The following is a 13,419-nucleotide window of genomic DNA, read 5'->3' as shown; positions in this document are numbered from 1 at the left end:
CTTATGCGACCTTCTTGTTCTTGGAATTCAGCTTGGCCACGTCGAGGACTTCTGGCTGCTGGGCGACATGCGGATGCTCGGCACCTGCATAGACGCGCAGGTTCTTCATCTGGCGACGGCCGAGCGGGCCACGCGGGACCATGCGCTCAACGGCCTTCTCGACGACACGCTCGGGGAAACGGCCCTCGAGCAGCTGGCGAGCGGTGCGCTCCTTGATGCCGCCGGGGTGGCCGGTGTGCCAGTAATAGACCTTGTCGGTGAACTTCTTGCCGGTGAACACCACCTTGTCGGCATTGATGACGATGACATTGTCGCCGTCGTCGACATGCGGGGTGAAGGTCGGCTTGTGCTTGCCGCGAAGATGATTGGCGATGACAGTGGCGAGACGACCAACGACGAGACCTTCGGCGTCGATCAGGATCCACTTCTTCACCACATCCGCAGGCTTCTGCGAAAAGGTTGTCATGTTTTCTGCTCTCGGTTCTGACCTTCAAAGCGAAGGCGTTTCTTGTTGCTTGGATTGGCGATGAGACGCTTGCCCGCCGCCAATAACAAAACGGCGGCCTTTGCGGGCCGCTGCTTCGTGAGGGCTTATAGGCGAGGGGGGACTGCGCGTCAAGCCGATCAAAAAGCTTTCCAGGGAAGAAACGATAGCAAAAACAACGATCTAGGTAAAAGGTATTATTTTACCACATCACCGTTCCGCTTCGGCGGGATCGAATAGGTGCCCGTCGCGTGCGCGATCGTGTGCCCGTCCGGCCCGGCGACGATGTCGATGTCGAACACCATCAGGCTCTTTCCCAGCTTCAGGATGCGGCAATGGCCATCGATCGGCCCGGCCTCGGCCTTGCGCACGAAGTTGATGTTGAGGTTGGTGGTGACCGAGAGGGCATCCGGCCCGGCATGCGAGAGCACACAAACATAGCCGCCAATGTCGGCCAGCGTGAACAGGGCAGGGCCCGACACCGTTCCGCCGGGACGCAGATGCCGCTCATTGGCATTGAGCCGCACAATGCAGCCCCCGGGAAACACGTCGATCGCCTCATAGGCGGCGGAACTCTCGTTGAGCTGCGGAAACACAGTCGCCATCAGCGCATTGATTTGCGCTGCGGTCAGCACCGGTTTGAGATTGGTCTGGGCGGGCATGTCGGTCTCTCGTTTGCGACAAGCCTGTATGGGCGCAGCCGGGTGTTTCTGGCAACATCTTCATCCTCCTGGCGCAAGCGATGGGTGTTGGATGAAACCCGATCCGATATTAGATAGTCTGCCAACCCGACCGGAATCGTGGAGACCTTAGCCATGGCCGAAATCCTTGCCATCAAGCCTGCTGCAGTTGAAGGTCCGGTTGTCGCACAACTGGGCAAGGGCGTGCTGCGCCTGACGATCGCCAATCCCCCCGCCAATGCCCTGTCGCTGGCAGTGATGGCTGCGCTGACGGCGGAACTCGAACGCGCCAAGGCCGACAAGGCTGTTCGTGTCATCGTGCTGTCGGCGGCGGGAAAAGTGTTCTGCGCCGGCCATGATCTCAAGGAGATGACCGCGCGGCGTGCCGACGCCGATCGCGGCAAGGCCTTCTTCGAAGAGACCTTCGCCGCTTGCGCCAAGCTGATGCAGGCGATCGTGCGCCATCCGTTGCCTGTCATCGCCGAAGTCGACGGTCTGGCGACCGCCGCCGGGCTTCAATTGGTCGCGAGCTGCGATCTGGCGATTGCCTCGCATGAGGCGACCTTCTGCACGCCGGGCGTCAATATCGGCCTGTTCTGCTCGACGCCGATGGTGGCGCTGTCGCGCAACGTTTCACGCAAGCAGGCGATGGAGATGCTCCTGACCGGCGAGACGATCGACGCGGCAACCGCCAAGGACTTCGGCCTAGTCAACCGCGTCGTGCCGCGCGAATACCTGAATCAGATCGTCACCAAATACGCGCAAACCATTGCTTCCAAATCATCTTTGGTGGTCAAGACCGGCAAGGAAGCCTTTTACGCACAGGCCGAAATGGGGCTGGCGGACGCCTATGCCTATACCGGCCGCGTCATGGTCGAGAACATGCTGGCGCGTGACGCCGAAGAAGGCATCGGCGCCTTCATCGGCAAGCGCAAGCCGGAATGGACGGACGAATAGTCGTGGAGCCGCGCATCTCCATCATCACGATCGCGACCGACGATCTCGATCGCGCGGTACGCTTCTACGAGGCGATGGGCCTGAAACGGCATGCCGGCATCACCGACGGCGTCGCCTTCTTCCAGATGGGCGGTTCCATTCTTGGCCTGTTTCCGCGCGCCAGTGCCGAGGAGGATGCGGGGCTTGCCTTTGCCAACGCGCCTTCCGCTGTCTATCTCGCCTACAACACCCGCTCCGATGCCGAGGTCGATGAAGTGCTCGCCATGGCGGAAAAGGCAGGCGGCCGCATCGTCAAGCCGGCCGGCCGCGCCTTCTGGGGCGGCTGGTACGGCTACTTCGCCGATGCCGACGGCCATATCTGGGAAGTGGCGCACAATCCGGCCTTTCCGATCGCGGAAGACGGCACGATTTCGCTGCCCGGTTGATGGCCTACCGCAAGCAGCTGACGCGGCTCAAGGCGCCCTATCTCAAACGCATCCTGCTCGATCCCGAGCGGGTGGCGGACTGGGAAAAATACCCCTGGAACCTGCCGCTGTTTCGCGGCCGCGAATTCGAACTCGAATTCACCACGCCAATCACCATCATCGTCGGCGAGAGCGGCACCGGCAAATCCACGCTTCTCGAGGCGATCGGCACGCTGGCCGGCTATGACGAGGCCGGCGGCGGCAAAGGCTACCGCCCGGTCGACCATTCCAGCGCCATCGACCAGAGCGGAGCCGCGCTGGCCAACACGTTCCGTGGCCACTGGCTGCCAAAAGTCACCACCGGCTGGTTCTTTCGCGCCGAATCCTTCTATTCCGTCGCCCGCTACCTCGATCAAGCGGCGCTGGAAGATCCTTTCGGGCCACCGCCGCCGGATTTCCTGTCCTGGTCGCATGGCGAGGGTTTCATCCGTTTCTTCGAGGAGCGCTGCCGCAGGCAAGGCATCTACATCCTTGACGAGCCGGAAAGCGCGCTGTCGCCGTCGCGCCAGATCGAACTGCTGAAAATGCTGCGGCGCATGGATCAGTCGGGCACCGCGCAGGTGATCATGGCCACGCATTCGCCGCTGCTCATGGCCTGTCCTGGCGCGCAGCTGTTCCGCATCAGCCGGTTCGGGCTCGAGCCCGCCGACTTTCGAGATACGGACCACTTCCGCATGTTGCGCGATTTCAGCAATGACCCGGATGGTTTTCTCGCCGAGGCGTTGTATGAGGACGAGGCATGAATCACGATAGCTACGACAACACCTATATCGCCGGCATCCTCAATTCGGTGAAGACCATCGCCATGGTCGGCGCGTCGGCCAACGACGTCAGGCCGAGCTTTTTCGTGCTGAAATACCTGCTGGCCAAGGGCTTTTCGGTGATCCCGATCAACCCGGGACAGGCCGGCAAGGAAATTCTTGGCCGGATGACCTATGCCAGCCTCGCCGATATTCCTGAGCCGATCGATATGGTCGATATTTTTCGCGCCGCGACAGCGGTGCCCGGCATCGTCGACGAGGTGTTGCGGCTCGATCCCTTGCCCAAAGTCATCTGGATGCAGCTTGGCGTGCGCCATGACGAGGCAGCTGCACGCGCCGAGGCGGCCGGCATCAAGGTGGTGATGAACCGCTGCCCCAAGATCGAGTACGGCAAGCTGTCCGGCGAAATTGGTTGGACTGGCGTCAATTCTGGCGTGCTGTCGTCGAAGAAGCCACTGATGCGCCAGGGCTTCCAGAGTTTTGGCGTGCGCCAGAAATAGGCGCAAAATTATTCCGGGAATAAATGGATTTTCTGGCGCGTTCGTCGCAGAACGTCCGCCGAAAGGTATTTTCTTCTTTGCATTCGCGCGCGGCCTTCGCCAAGAATGCGCGGCCAATTCGAGAAGGTTCAAAGGGAGGTTTCAGTGACCCGTTCGCCCGGTTTCAACACGCTCGCCGTCCATGCCGGCGCCAAGCCCGATCCGGCCACCGGCGCGCGCGCCACGCCGATCTACCAGACGACCTCCTTCGTCTTCGACGATGCCGATCACGCCGCATCGCTGTTCGGCCTCAAGGCCTTCGGCAACATCTACACCCGCATCATGAACCCGACCCAGGCGGTGCTCGAAGAGCGCGTCGCGGCACTCGAGGGCGGCACCGCCGCCCTGGCAGTCGCATCCGGCCACGCCGCGCAGGTGATCGTGTTCCACAATCTGATGCAGCCGGGCGACAATTTCGTTGCCGCGACCAGACTTTATGGCGGCTCGATCAACCAGTTCGGCCACGCCTTCAAGAACTATGGCTGGGAGGTGCGCTGGGCCGACACCAACGACATCTCGACCTTCGAAAGCCAGATCGACGACAGGACCAAGGCGATCTTCATCGAGAGCCTGGCCAATCCGGGCGGCACCTTCGTCGATATCGAAAAGATCGGCGACATCGCCCGCAAGCACGGCCTGCCGCTGATCGTCGATAACACTTTGGCCTCACCCTATCTGATCCGGCCGATCGAGCATGGCGCCGACATCGTCGTCCATTCGCTGACCAAGTTCATCGGCGGCCATGGCAATTCGATCGGCGGCGTCATTGTCGACGGCGGCACCTTCGACTGGTCGAAGTCGGGCAAGTACCCGATGCTGTCGGAGCCGCGCCCGGAATATGGCGGCCTCGTCCTGCACGAAACCTTCGGCAATTTCGCCTTCGCCATCGCCGCGCGCGTGCTCGGCCTGCGCGATCTCGGCCCGGCAATCTCGCCATTCAACGCCTTCCTCATCCTGACCGGCCTCGAAACGTTGCCGCTGCGCATGCAGCGCCATTGCGACAATGCGGTCACGGTCGCCGGCTGGCTGTCCAACCACCCCAAGGTCGCCTGGGTAAACTATCCCGGCCTGCCCAGCGACAAGAACAACGCGCTGCAGAAGAAATATTCGCCGCTCGGCGCCGGCGCCGTGTTCACCTTCGGCCTCAAGGGCGGCTACGAGGCCGGCGTCAAATTCGTCGAGGCGCTGGAACTGTTTTCGCACCTCGCCAATGTCGGCGACACCAAGTCGCTGGTCATCCACCCGGCCTCGACCACGCACCGCCAGCTTTCCGACGAGCAGAAGGTCAAGGCCGGCGCCGGCCCGGACACCGTGCGGCTTTCAATCGGCATCGAGGACGTCACCGATATCGTCGCCGACCTCGAACAGGCGCTCGCCAAGGTCTGATCGGGGATGGCTGCGTTTCTTTGTGTCGACACCAAAAGCGTCGAACCCGAATCCGGCGCACCGGCGCCGGATCGGCTGATCTCGGGCGATCCGAAATTCCGCACCTGGAATGTCGAGGAGCGGGACGGCGGCCTTTACGCCGGCATCTGGGAATCGACCCCCGGCAAGTGGCGCATCGTCTATGACGAGTGGGAGTTCTGCCACATCCTGTCCGGCGTTTCGGTGATCGCGGAGGACGGTGGGCAAGCGCGCACCGTCAAGTCCGGCGACAGTTTCGTGCTGAGGCCGGGCTTCAAGGGCAGCTGGGAAGTGCTTGAAACGACTCGCAAGGAGTATGTGATCAAGCTTTGATGCATGTCGCCCAAAAGTGGCCCCGGTTTTGGGAGAACGACATGCATAAAGACAAGGACCTAAAGCGCATCGCGTGAATCCGATCAAACGTGACGCGCTTTCGGCATCCGGGTCAGACGACGCGATCGATGTCGCTGTCTGAAAATCCGTATCGGGCCATCATCCGCCGATGCCATTCGCTGCCGAGCAGTTCATCGAGGCAATCGTCGATGCGCCGGAGCAGGTCGGCATTCTCCTTGGCGATCGCGAAGGCGCCGGCCGATGGCTGTTTTTCAGCCGCGGCAACCTCGACAAGCCCAAGCGGCATTTCGGGTCGCCGCGCCAGATAACCTCGGTGCGCCATGGCAACGCTGGCATAAGCATGCACCGTGCCGTCGGCAACAGCCCGCGCTGCGTCCGCCTGTGTCGCGAACAGCCTGATCTGGCTGGGCGAGACGCCATTCCGCAACGCCGTGAGATGCTGGACCTGATCGGTGATGACGCCGATCAATGCAGTCGGGTCCTTCGCGATCGATTGGTATCCGCTAAAGCCGCGCGGATTGCCTCGCCTCACCAGCAACCCATCCTGCAAAGACCAGATCGGTCGGGTGAAGTCGACAATCCGCCTGCGCTCATCGGAGACGAACAGCCCGGTCGTCATGGTCCAGCGGTTGTCGACCAGCCCCGGCAGCAATTCGGCGAATTTGGTACCCAGCGTTGTGAAGCCTGCAAAGCCCAGCATGTCGCTGATCCCCCGCGCAAGCTCGACGTCGCAACCCGAAACCTCGCCCGATGCGTCGGTGAAACAGAAGGGCGGCTCTTCCAGGAAAGCGAATTTCATTTCGATCATTGGTTCCGGCAGCCAGACGTCATGTCAAGGCGATCTACTTCGCGGGGAACTGGCTGAGACATGCTTCGGACGCCTTGTCGTGCGCCGTCAGCAAATCGGCATCCTGCGCTTCGAGATCGGCGTCAGAAATCTCATCGCGATAATATTGCGCCAAGAGGTCGAGCCCCTGCTGGCTGACGCCATAGGTCGGGATTTCGCGGGCGAGGCAACCGCAAAGCGCGAGTGCGCGATCGGGCGAACCGGTCTTGTGGTTGGTCAGGATGAAGTCCTGTGCCGGGCAAGCGTCGAGAAATGCGCCGAAGTTCAGTTTCTGCTGCGGCTGGTCGCCATGGTTGAAATAGGCCGGCGGCCATTGGCTTTTGCCGCTCGCGACATCACAGCCGGTAGCGGCGTCCTGAGCGCTTTTCGACAAGGCGAGCCAGGCGTCCTCCTTGTCGCCTATTGGATACTCGACTTCCTGCCCGGCAATCGAAGCCGTATAGGCGTCAAGGTCGGCCTGTTTGAAGCCGACGACCTGAAATCGGTTGAACTGGCATTGGCATGCCGTGGCCGCCTGTTCCGCTTCGCCCTCGGCCGGCTGCTCGCCCAACTTGCTTTTCTGGCAGGCGGCGACGAAGGCGGCGCCATCGAGCGTCGAAGCTGGAAAGGCGGAAGCGTCGATATAGCGCGTTCCATCCCAACCGATCGTCATTGTGTCGGACTGGATGTCGAAAAAGCCGTGCCGCTTGAAGGGACTGAGCGAGATCTTGTCCTGCGGCACCAGCCTGGCACCGGGAATGTCGCCCAGAACCTCATGATAGCTGTCGCCTTCCAGGACGAACAGGAAGTTGCCGCATGTTGTGCCGTCACAGCCCGGAGCGTAGCGGTAGGCGAAGATTTCCGGGATGCCGTCGAGATCGAGGTCGACCTCTATGGCGAAGGACGCCAGCGGCAGGCCTTTCGATCCGGTCTGCCGCTCCAGAAGGCCCAGCGCCATTTTCTGGGCGATGGCCATGCTATTTTCCCAGGGGATGTTCTCCGGTTGCTGCTGGGCACGCGCCGCTCCCAGGCAGGCGCATAGCAACGCCAATGCGAACGCCGTCGCCGGTCTCCAAAACAGTGTCATCGCGCAGCCCCAGGCCCGCGATCGTTCAGAAGCCGACAGCGAGCGTTTCCAGCCCATGGAAGTGGTAAGTGTCGCGGAAGCGCGGCTGTTCGGCAAGATGCAGTTGCGGGTGCCGTTCGAACAAAGTCTTCAGCGACACCTGCAGTTCGAGCCGGGCCAGCGGCGCGCCGATGCAGAAATGAATGCCGGCGCCGAAAGAGACGTTCTTCTGGTCGGTCCGGTCCGGCCGAAAGGCCTGCGGTTCGGCGAAGGCGCGCGGATCATGATTGGCCATGCCGAGTAGAAGCCCGATCGTCTGGCCCGGCTGCACGACGATGCCAGGCGCAATCTCGATCTCCTGATAGGCGTAGCGCATGAACATGTGCAGCGGTGCGTCGAAGCGCAGGCATTCCTCGACGGTTGCCGCGGTCGCTTCCGCCGAGGTGAAGAAGCGTCGGGGATCGCCGCCTTGCGCCAGGATCGAGCGCACCGCATTGCCGGTTTGATGCACGGTCGCTTCATGGCCGGCATTGAGCAGCAGGATGGCCGAGGACACCATCTCGTCCTCCGACAGCTTTTGGCCGTCCTCCTGCGCCGAAATCAGCAGCGACAAGAGGTCGTCGCCGGGGTTGTTGCGCCGCTCGGTGACGTAGCCACGCAGGAAATCGGCAAATTGGCTTGCGGCGCGATTGGCCGTCTCTTCGGTTTCGCGGGTGCGGTCATGGATGTACATGGCGACCATCTGATGTGACCAGTCGAGCAGTTGCGGCCCCATCTCGACCGGCACACCAAGCATTTCGGCGATGATGGTGATCGGCAAGGGCGCCGCGAAGGCGGGCAGAAGGTCGACGGGGCCGGTCGGATCAAAGCGGTCAATCAGTTCGTTGGCGAGCACCTCGACACGTGGCCGCAGCCGCTCGACCTGGCGCGAGACGAAGGCACGGTTGACCAGTGTCCTCAGCCGCGTGTGCACCGGTGGTTCCAGCTCGAGCATGGAATTGGCTTCGATGCCGTCGAATGCCTTGAGATGGCTTCTGTCCTTCCCCATTCCGCGACTGTCGGGAATGCCGGCGGGGTTCTGGCGGCCGAAGCGGCGGTCGCGCAGCAGCCGGTTGACATCGTCGAAGCCGCCAAAGCACCAGAAGCCGAATTCCTCCCAGAAGAAGGCATTCGCCACGCCATGCAGCGAGGCATAGGCCTCGTACGGGTTCAGGAAGAAAGCCGGCTCGTGCGGGTCGAGCCTCAGCTGGCGGGTGGCTGGATCAAAGGCCAGATAGGGCAGCGTCGATTTGGTCATGCCAGACCCATAGCGCGGCTTGCCAGCCCGTTTCCAGACCGTATGTTGGCGCGCGATACCCGATGAGTTGATCCAGCCAATGCGGCTGCGGAAGGTCTGAACGGATGAATGTGATCGTCGTCGGCGCGGGCATTGCCGGTCTCTCCACGGCATGGTCGCTGGTCAAGGCCGGCCACAGCGTCTCGATCGTCGAACAGGGGCCGATCCCCAATCCGCTGGCGGCGTCGGGCGACCATCATCGCGTCATCCGCCGCGCCTACCGCGCCGGAAGCGGCTATGGCCGGCTGATCACCGAGGCCTATCAGGCCTGGGACGAGATGTGGGCCGATCTCGGCGAAAGCCACCTCGATGCGCGCGGGTTTGTCTGCATTTCGCGTGAGCCTGGCGACGAGGCAGAGGAGTACCGCGAGGGGCTGGAAGCGGGGAATTTCCCTTTTGAATTGCTGGAACCGGACGCAGCCGTGAAACGCTGGCCATTTTTGCAAGCCGGCTCGTTCCGCTATGCCTATTTCTCGACCGAGGGCGGCGCACTGCATTGCCGCAAGATCGCGGCGGGACTGGCCAAATGGCTGCGCGCCAACGGTGCCAATGTCTACGAGCACAGCAAGGTGACGCAGGTCGATGCCGAGGCCGGCCATATCGTGCTCGAAAGCGGCGAGACCATGCAGGCCGACCGCATTGTCGTTTCCGCCGGCGCCTGGGTGCTAAAGCTGTTTCCGGAGCTGGACGGCGAGCTGAAGACCTATCGGACCGCGCTCGCCTATGTCGAACCGCCGGCCGACTTGAAGGCGGCCTGGCAGGTGGCGCCGGTCGTCCTCGACATCGGCGGCGCGGTTGACGGCTACGCGATCCCGATCTCCGGCGGCGCCGGCATGAAATTCGGCTCAGGTCTCCACAAGGTACCGACCAGCGACGCCGACTGGAACCGCGACCCGGTGCCGGGCGAGGGCGAGGCGATCCGCAACCTGTTTTCGCCACCGATCGCCCGGATCGAGGAATATGAGGTGACCGAGGTCGTCACCTGCGCTTACACGTTCACCGCCGACGAGAAATTCATGGCGCACGAAAAGGGCAGGTGCCTGATCGTCTCGGCCTGCTCCGGCCATGGCTATAAATTCGGCGCGGCGGTTGGCAGGCGTGTTGCAGCGGCCGTCGGCGACGGCGATATCGCTGGCCTGAAGCAATGGTTGCGGGCGGAGGTGGCCTGAACGTCCGCCGAACCTGAATTAATCCTGGCAATGCCTGGGAATATGCACGCGCCGCCAGCCGGACGAGCCTTCCCTGACCACCACGCGCCGCGCGACGGTCTGGTAGGAGGCCGGCACATCGATGATGCGCCTTTGCTCCGGCTGTATCAGCACTTCCTCGGCAATCTTGTCGTACTGCGCCGGAGAAACGACGCGTCTCGTCCGCTCCGGCTGGATCACCACCGTCTCGGCGACGCGTTCATAACGTGCCTTGTGCCAGGTCTTGCACAGTACCCGACGGCCATGGATGACGCGCCACTCCCAGGAATAGCCGCCATCATCGACTTGCACCGTATTGTACACGGTGCGGGTAATGGCTGGCACGATCTCGTAGCTCACCTGCGCCGGAACGGTCATCACCACGCGTTCGCGCGTGCCGTAGATGGGCGGGGTGTAGTCGACTTGCTGGCCGGGCGGACTGACCATCACGTCTTCATAGACCGTGTCGTAAACGGCCGGCGTGCGGACCGGTTCGTAGCATTCGACGGCGCGGCCGCCGGCCGCGGTCTGCGAAGTTGTGCCGAGCATGGCCAGCCCGGCAACGGCGAAGGATGCGCTTCTCCTGAACATGACACTCCCCCTGTTTCAACTCCACACACAAGTTCAACGTTGAATTGTAGGGCAAGCCGTTGCGGAGAAAAGCGGTTTTGCCGCATTTCGTTAAGTGACGCGGTTAAGAAACTGCTACGCTGCTGACCGTACCCGCTGCCCCAGACCGACGCAGGCGTCCGGCGATGCGAATCCTTGGCCGTAAAGCTTGATTCGACTTACCCAGATGGCTAGGACGGGGCGGCCTTGCACAAGGATGAGCCGGCATCCTATCTACAGAATAACGATCCAGTCCCGATTCTGCCCGATCTGCCGGCATTCCTGGCGCCGGAATCCCACCGCGAGATAAGAGATAACGATGAAGAACCCCGTCGAAACCTACATGAACCTCGTTCCGATGGTGGTCGAACAGACCAATCGCGGCGAGCGGGCCTACGACATTTTCTCGCGCCTCCTCAAGGAGCGCATCATTTTCATCACCGGTCCGGTCGAGGACGGCATGGCGACGCTGGTCTGTGCGCAGCTTTTGTTCCTCGAAGCCGAGAATCCGAAGAAGGAAATCAACCTCTACATCAATTCGCCGGGTGGCGTCGTCACCTCGGGCATGGCGATCTATGACACCATGCAGTTCATCAAGCCGGCGGTGTCGACGCTCTGCATCGGCCAGGCCGCCTCGATGGGCTCGCTGCTCCTGACCGCCGGCCACAAGGACATGCGCTTCGCCACGCCGAACGCCCGCATCATGGTTCACCAGCCGTCGGGCGGCTTCCAGGGCCAGGCCTCCGACATCGAGCGCCACGCCATGGATATCGTCAAACTGAAGCGCCGTCTCAACGAGGTCTACGTCAAGCACACCGGCAAGACCTACGAGGAGATTGAACGCACGCTCGACCGCGACCATTTCATGACCGCCGACGAAGCCAAGGATTTCGGCCTCATCGACAAGGTCATTTCGTCGCGCGAGCCGCCTGAAGGCGCCGTGGCATAAGGGCTAGGTGGCAGTTGGATGGCACCATCACGCGCTTTTGGCGCGTCTTGCGGCATTTCGGCCACAATTGGCTGTTCCCTCGACGGTCAGGATTGCCTACGTTAAGGCTATGTTGATTTTCGACGGCTTAGCTTTGTGTAGGGTTGCTGCGAATCATTGCCACGTTTTCTGATTTGTGTTTCGTACGGAATACGTTGCGGGAGCCGGGACACTGGCGGCGGCGGATTCCCGCGATAGATAGAATATGCGCCCTTTCAGCCAGACCATCGGCGGGCGGCCATGAAAGGACAGGAAAATGAGCAAGGTCGGCAACAACAGCGGTGACTCTAAGAATACGCTTTATTGCTCGTTTTGCGGCAAAAGCCAGCACGAGGTGCGCAAGCTGATCGCCGGTCCGACGGTCTTCATCTGCGACGAATGCGTCGAACTCTGCATGGACATCATCCGCGAGGAGAACAAAACCTCGATGGTGAAGTCGCGCGAGGGCGTGCCGACACCGCAGGAGATCCTCAAGGTTCTCGACGATTACGTCATCGGCCAGCCCTACGCCAAGCGCGTGCTGTCGGTGGCCGTCCACAACCACTACAAGCGCCTCGCGCATGCCGGCAAGAACAACGATGTCGAGCTGGCGAAGTCGAACATCCTGCTGATCGGCCCGACCGGTTGCGGCAAGACGCTGCTTGCGCAGACGCTGGCCCGCATCATCGACGTGCCCTTCACCATGGCTGACGCCACGACGCTGACCGAAGCCGGTTATGTCGGCGAGGACGTCGAGAACATCATCCTGAAGCTGCTGCAGTCGGCCGACTACAATGTCGAACGCGCCCAGCGCGGCATCGTCTACATCGACGAGATCGACAAGATTTCGCGCAAGTCCGACAATCCCTCGATCACCCGCGACGTGTCGGGCGAGGGCGTGCAGCAGGCGCTGCTGAAGATCATGGAAGGCACGGTCGCCTCCGTGCCGCCGCAGGGCGGCAGGAAGCATCCGCAGCAGGAATTCCTGCAGGTCGACACCGCCAACATCCTGTTCATCTGTGGCGGCGCCTTCGCTGGCCTGGACAAGATCATCTCGGATCGCGGCAGAAAAACCTCGATCGGCTTCGGCGCCATCGTCGCTTCGCCGGAGGATCGTCGCACCGGCGATGTCTTCCGACTGGTCGAGCCCGAGGATCTGTTGAAGTTCGGCCTCATTCCGGAGTTTGTCGGCCGTCTGCCGGTTCTGGCGACGCTGGAAGACCTTGACGAGCCGGCGCTGATCCAGATCCTGACCGAGCCGAAGAACGCGCTGGTCAAGCAGTATCAGCGGCTGTTCGAGATGGAGAATGTCGACCTGACGTTCCACGAGAATGCGCTGTCGGCGATCGCCAAGCGCGCCATCGAGCGCAAGACCGGCGCCCGCGGCCTGCGTTCGATCATGGAAGCGATCCTGCTCGACACCATGTTCGAACTGCCCGCGCTCGAAGGCGTGCGCGAAGTGGTGATTTCGGAAGAGGTGGTGACCGGCAGTGCCCGGCCGCTCTACATCTACTCCGAACAGAAGGAAAAGAAGGGGAATGTCAGCGCCTGATATGGCACTCGACCCCATATTTTTGTGGAACGGCGCCGTTGCGGCGCCGTTTTGCTGTGAAGGGCGCCCGAACTCGATGATGGAGTGGATTTGCCAGCGATGTTAACTCTTGATCTTTGCCCCGCGTGCATCCACCTAACACTGGAAGGCCGAGGTGCCGAATTCTGTGCTGTAAAACTCCCGTCACAAACGGTGGTAGGCGGAACGATCCCCGGTCGTTAATATGAGATCCG

The 13,419-nt window shown here is 61.9% G+C and carries 15 protein-coding genes; 9 read left to right on the top strand and 6 right to left on the bottom strand.

Translation table 11 applies throughout. The features are described from left to right. Window position 1: 1 nt before the first annotated feature. Window positions 2-466 carry a 50S ribosomal protein L13 gene (gene rplM / locus AC56QX_RS26100; protein ID WP_010915638.1) on the bottom strand — a complete coding sequence of 155 codons (465 nt, stop codon included), beginning with the start codon at window positions 464-466 and terminating at the stop codon, window positions 2-4. Window positions 467-681: 215 nt separating this feature from the next. Further along, the gene (locus tag AC56QX_RS26095) at window positions 682-1,146 is read right to left on the bottom strand and encodes a PaaI family thioesterase (protein ID WP_497111358.1); all 465 of its coding nucleotides are present in this window, start codon (window positions 1,144-1,146) and stop codon (window positions 682-684) included. A gap of 153 nt (window positions 1,147-1,299) precedes the next feature. On the opposite strand from AC56QX_RS26095, the gene AC56QX_RS26090 reads away from it, so the two are divergent. The 6 genes from AC56QX_RS26090 to AC56QX_RS26065 all read left to right on the top strand — a co-directional run bounded on the left by AC56QX_RS26090 (window position 1,300) and on the right by AC56QX_RS26065 (window position 5,622). Beyond that, a complete protein-coding gene (locus AC56QX_RS26090) occupies window positions 1,300-2,121 on the top strand; it encodes an enoyl-CoA hydratase (protein WP_497111357.1) in 822 nt (273 codons plus the stop codon). A gap of 2 nt (window positions 2,122-2,123) precedes the next feature. Continuing rightward, window positions 2,124-2,546 (top strand): VOC family protein, encoded by a 423-nt coding sequence (locus AC56QX_RS26085; protein ID WP_497117898.1) that lies wholly within the window; start codon window positions 2,124-2,126, stop codon window positions 2,544-2,546. Then, complete coding sequence (locus AC56QX_RS26080; RefSeq protein ID WP_497111356.1) at window positions 2,546-3,328, top strand: AAA family ATPase; 783 nt, start codon at window positions 2,546-2,548, stop codon at window positions 3,326-3,328. The genes AC56QX_RS26085 and AC56QX_RS26080 overlap by 1 nt, the downstream gene beginning before the upstream one ends. Further along, window positions 3,325-3,846 carry a CoA-binding protein gene (locus AC56QX_RS26075; RefSeq protein ID WP_497111355.1) on the top strand — a complete coding sequence of 174 codons (522 nt, stop codon included), beginning with the start codon at window positions 3,325-3,327 and terminating at the stop codon, window positions 3,844-3,846. The genes AC56QX_RS26080 and AC56QX_RS26075 overlap by 4 nt, the downstream gene beginning before the upstream one ends. A gap of 144 nt (window positions 3,847-3,990) precedes the next feature. Continuing rightward, the gene (locus AC56QX_RS26070; protein WP_475451158.1) at window positions 3,991-5,271 is read left to right on the top strand and encodes an O-acetylhomoserine aminocarboxypropyltransferase; all 1,281 of its coding nucleotides are present in this window, start codon (window positions 3,991-3,993) and stop codon (window positions 5,269-5,271) included. Window positions 5,272-5,277: 6 nt separating this feature from the next. Then, on the top strand, window positions 5,278-5,622 hold the full coding sequence (locus AC56QX_RS26065; RefSeq protein ID WP_497111354.1) for a cupin domain-containing protein: 345 nt from the start codon (window positions 5,278-5,280) through the stop codon (window positions 5,620-5,622). Window positions 5,623-5,734: 112 nt separating this feature from the next. Here AC56QX_RS26065 and AC56QX_RS26060 read toward each other — a convergent pair whose 3' ends face one another. The 3 genes from AC56QX_RS26060 to AC56QX_RS26050 all read right to left on the bottom strand — a co-directional run bounded on the left by AC56QX_RS26060 (window position 5,735) and on the right by AC56QX_RS26050 (window position 8,832). Then, entirely contained in the window at window positions 5,735-6,442 is a 708-nt protein-coding gene (locus AC56QX_RS26060) for a transporter substrate-binding domain-containing protein (RefSeq protein ID WP_497111353.1), read from the bottom strand. Between the two features lie 43 nt (window positions 6,443-6,485). After that, window positions 6,486-7,445 (bottom strand): hypothetical protein, encoded by a 960-nt coding sequence (locus tag AC56QX_RS26055; RefSeq protein WP_497111352.1) that lies wholly within the window; start codon window positions 7,443-7,445, stop codon window positions 6,486-6,488. Window positions 7,446-7,581: 136 nt separating this feature from the next. Beyond that, window positions 7,582-8,832, bottom strand: a complete 1,251-nt coding sequence (locus tag AC56QX_RS26050; protein ID WP_497111351.1) for a cytochrome P450 — start codon at window positions 8,830-8,832, stop codon at window positions 7,582-7,584. A gap of 104 nt (window positions 8,833-8,936) precedes the next feature. Between AC56QX_RS26050 and AC56QX_RS26045 the strand changes: the two genes are divergently transcribed. Continuing rightward, window positions 8,937-10,040, top strand: coding sequence for an NAD(P)/FAD-dependent oxidoreductase (locus AC56QX_RS26045; RefSeq protein ID WP_497111350.1), 1,104 nt, complete (start codon window positions 8,937-8,939; stop codon window positions 10,038-10,040). An 18-nt stretch (window positions 10,041-10,058) separates the two neighbouring features. On the opposite strand, the gene AC56QX_RS26040 is transcribed toward AC56QX_RS26045, so the two are convergent. After that, on the bottom strand, window positions 10,059-10,649 hold the full coding sequence (locus AC56QX_RS26040) for a hypothetical protein (RefSeq protein ID WP_497111349.1): 591 nt from the start codon (window positions 10,647-10,649) through the stop codon (window positions 10,059-10,061). A 337-nt stretch (window positions 10,650-10,986) separates the two neighbouring features. Between AC56QX_RS26040 and AC56QX_RS26035 the strand changes: the two genes are divergently transcribed. Both AC56QX_RS26035 and clpX read left to right on the top strand, forming a co-directional pair. Next, window positions 10,987-11,616, top strand: a complete 630-nt coding sequence (locus AC56QX_RS26035) for an ATP-dependent Clp protease proteolytic subunit (RefSeq protein ID WP_027028592.1) — start codon at window positions 10,987-10,989, stop codon at window positions 11,614-11,616. A gap of 295 nt (window positions 11,617-11,911) precedes the next feature. Further along, window positions 11,912-13,186, top strand: a complete 1,275-nt coding sequence (gene clpX, locus AC56QX_RS26030; protein WP_023759839.1) for an ATP-dependent Clp protease ATP-binding subunit ClpX — start codon at window positions 11,912-11,914, stop codon at window positions 13,184-13,186. Window positions 13,187-13,419: the final 233 nt, after the last annotated feature.

This window comes from Mesorhizobium sp. RCAM 06353 (assembly GCF_059683585.1).
The sequence above is the reverse complement of the archived record's forward strand: the minus strand, read 5'-3'. Positions and strand labels throughout refer to the sequence as shown.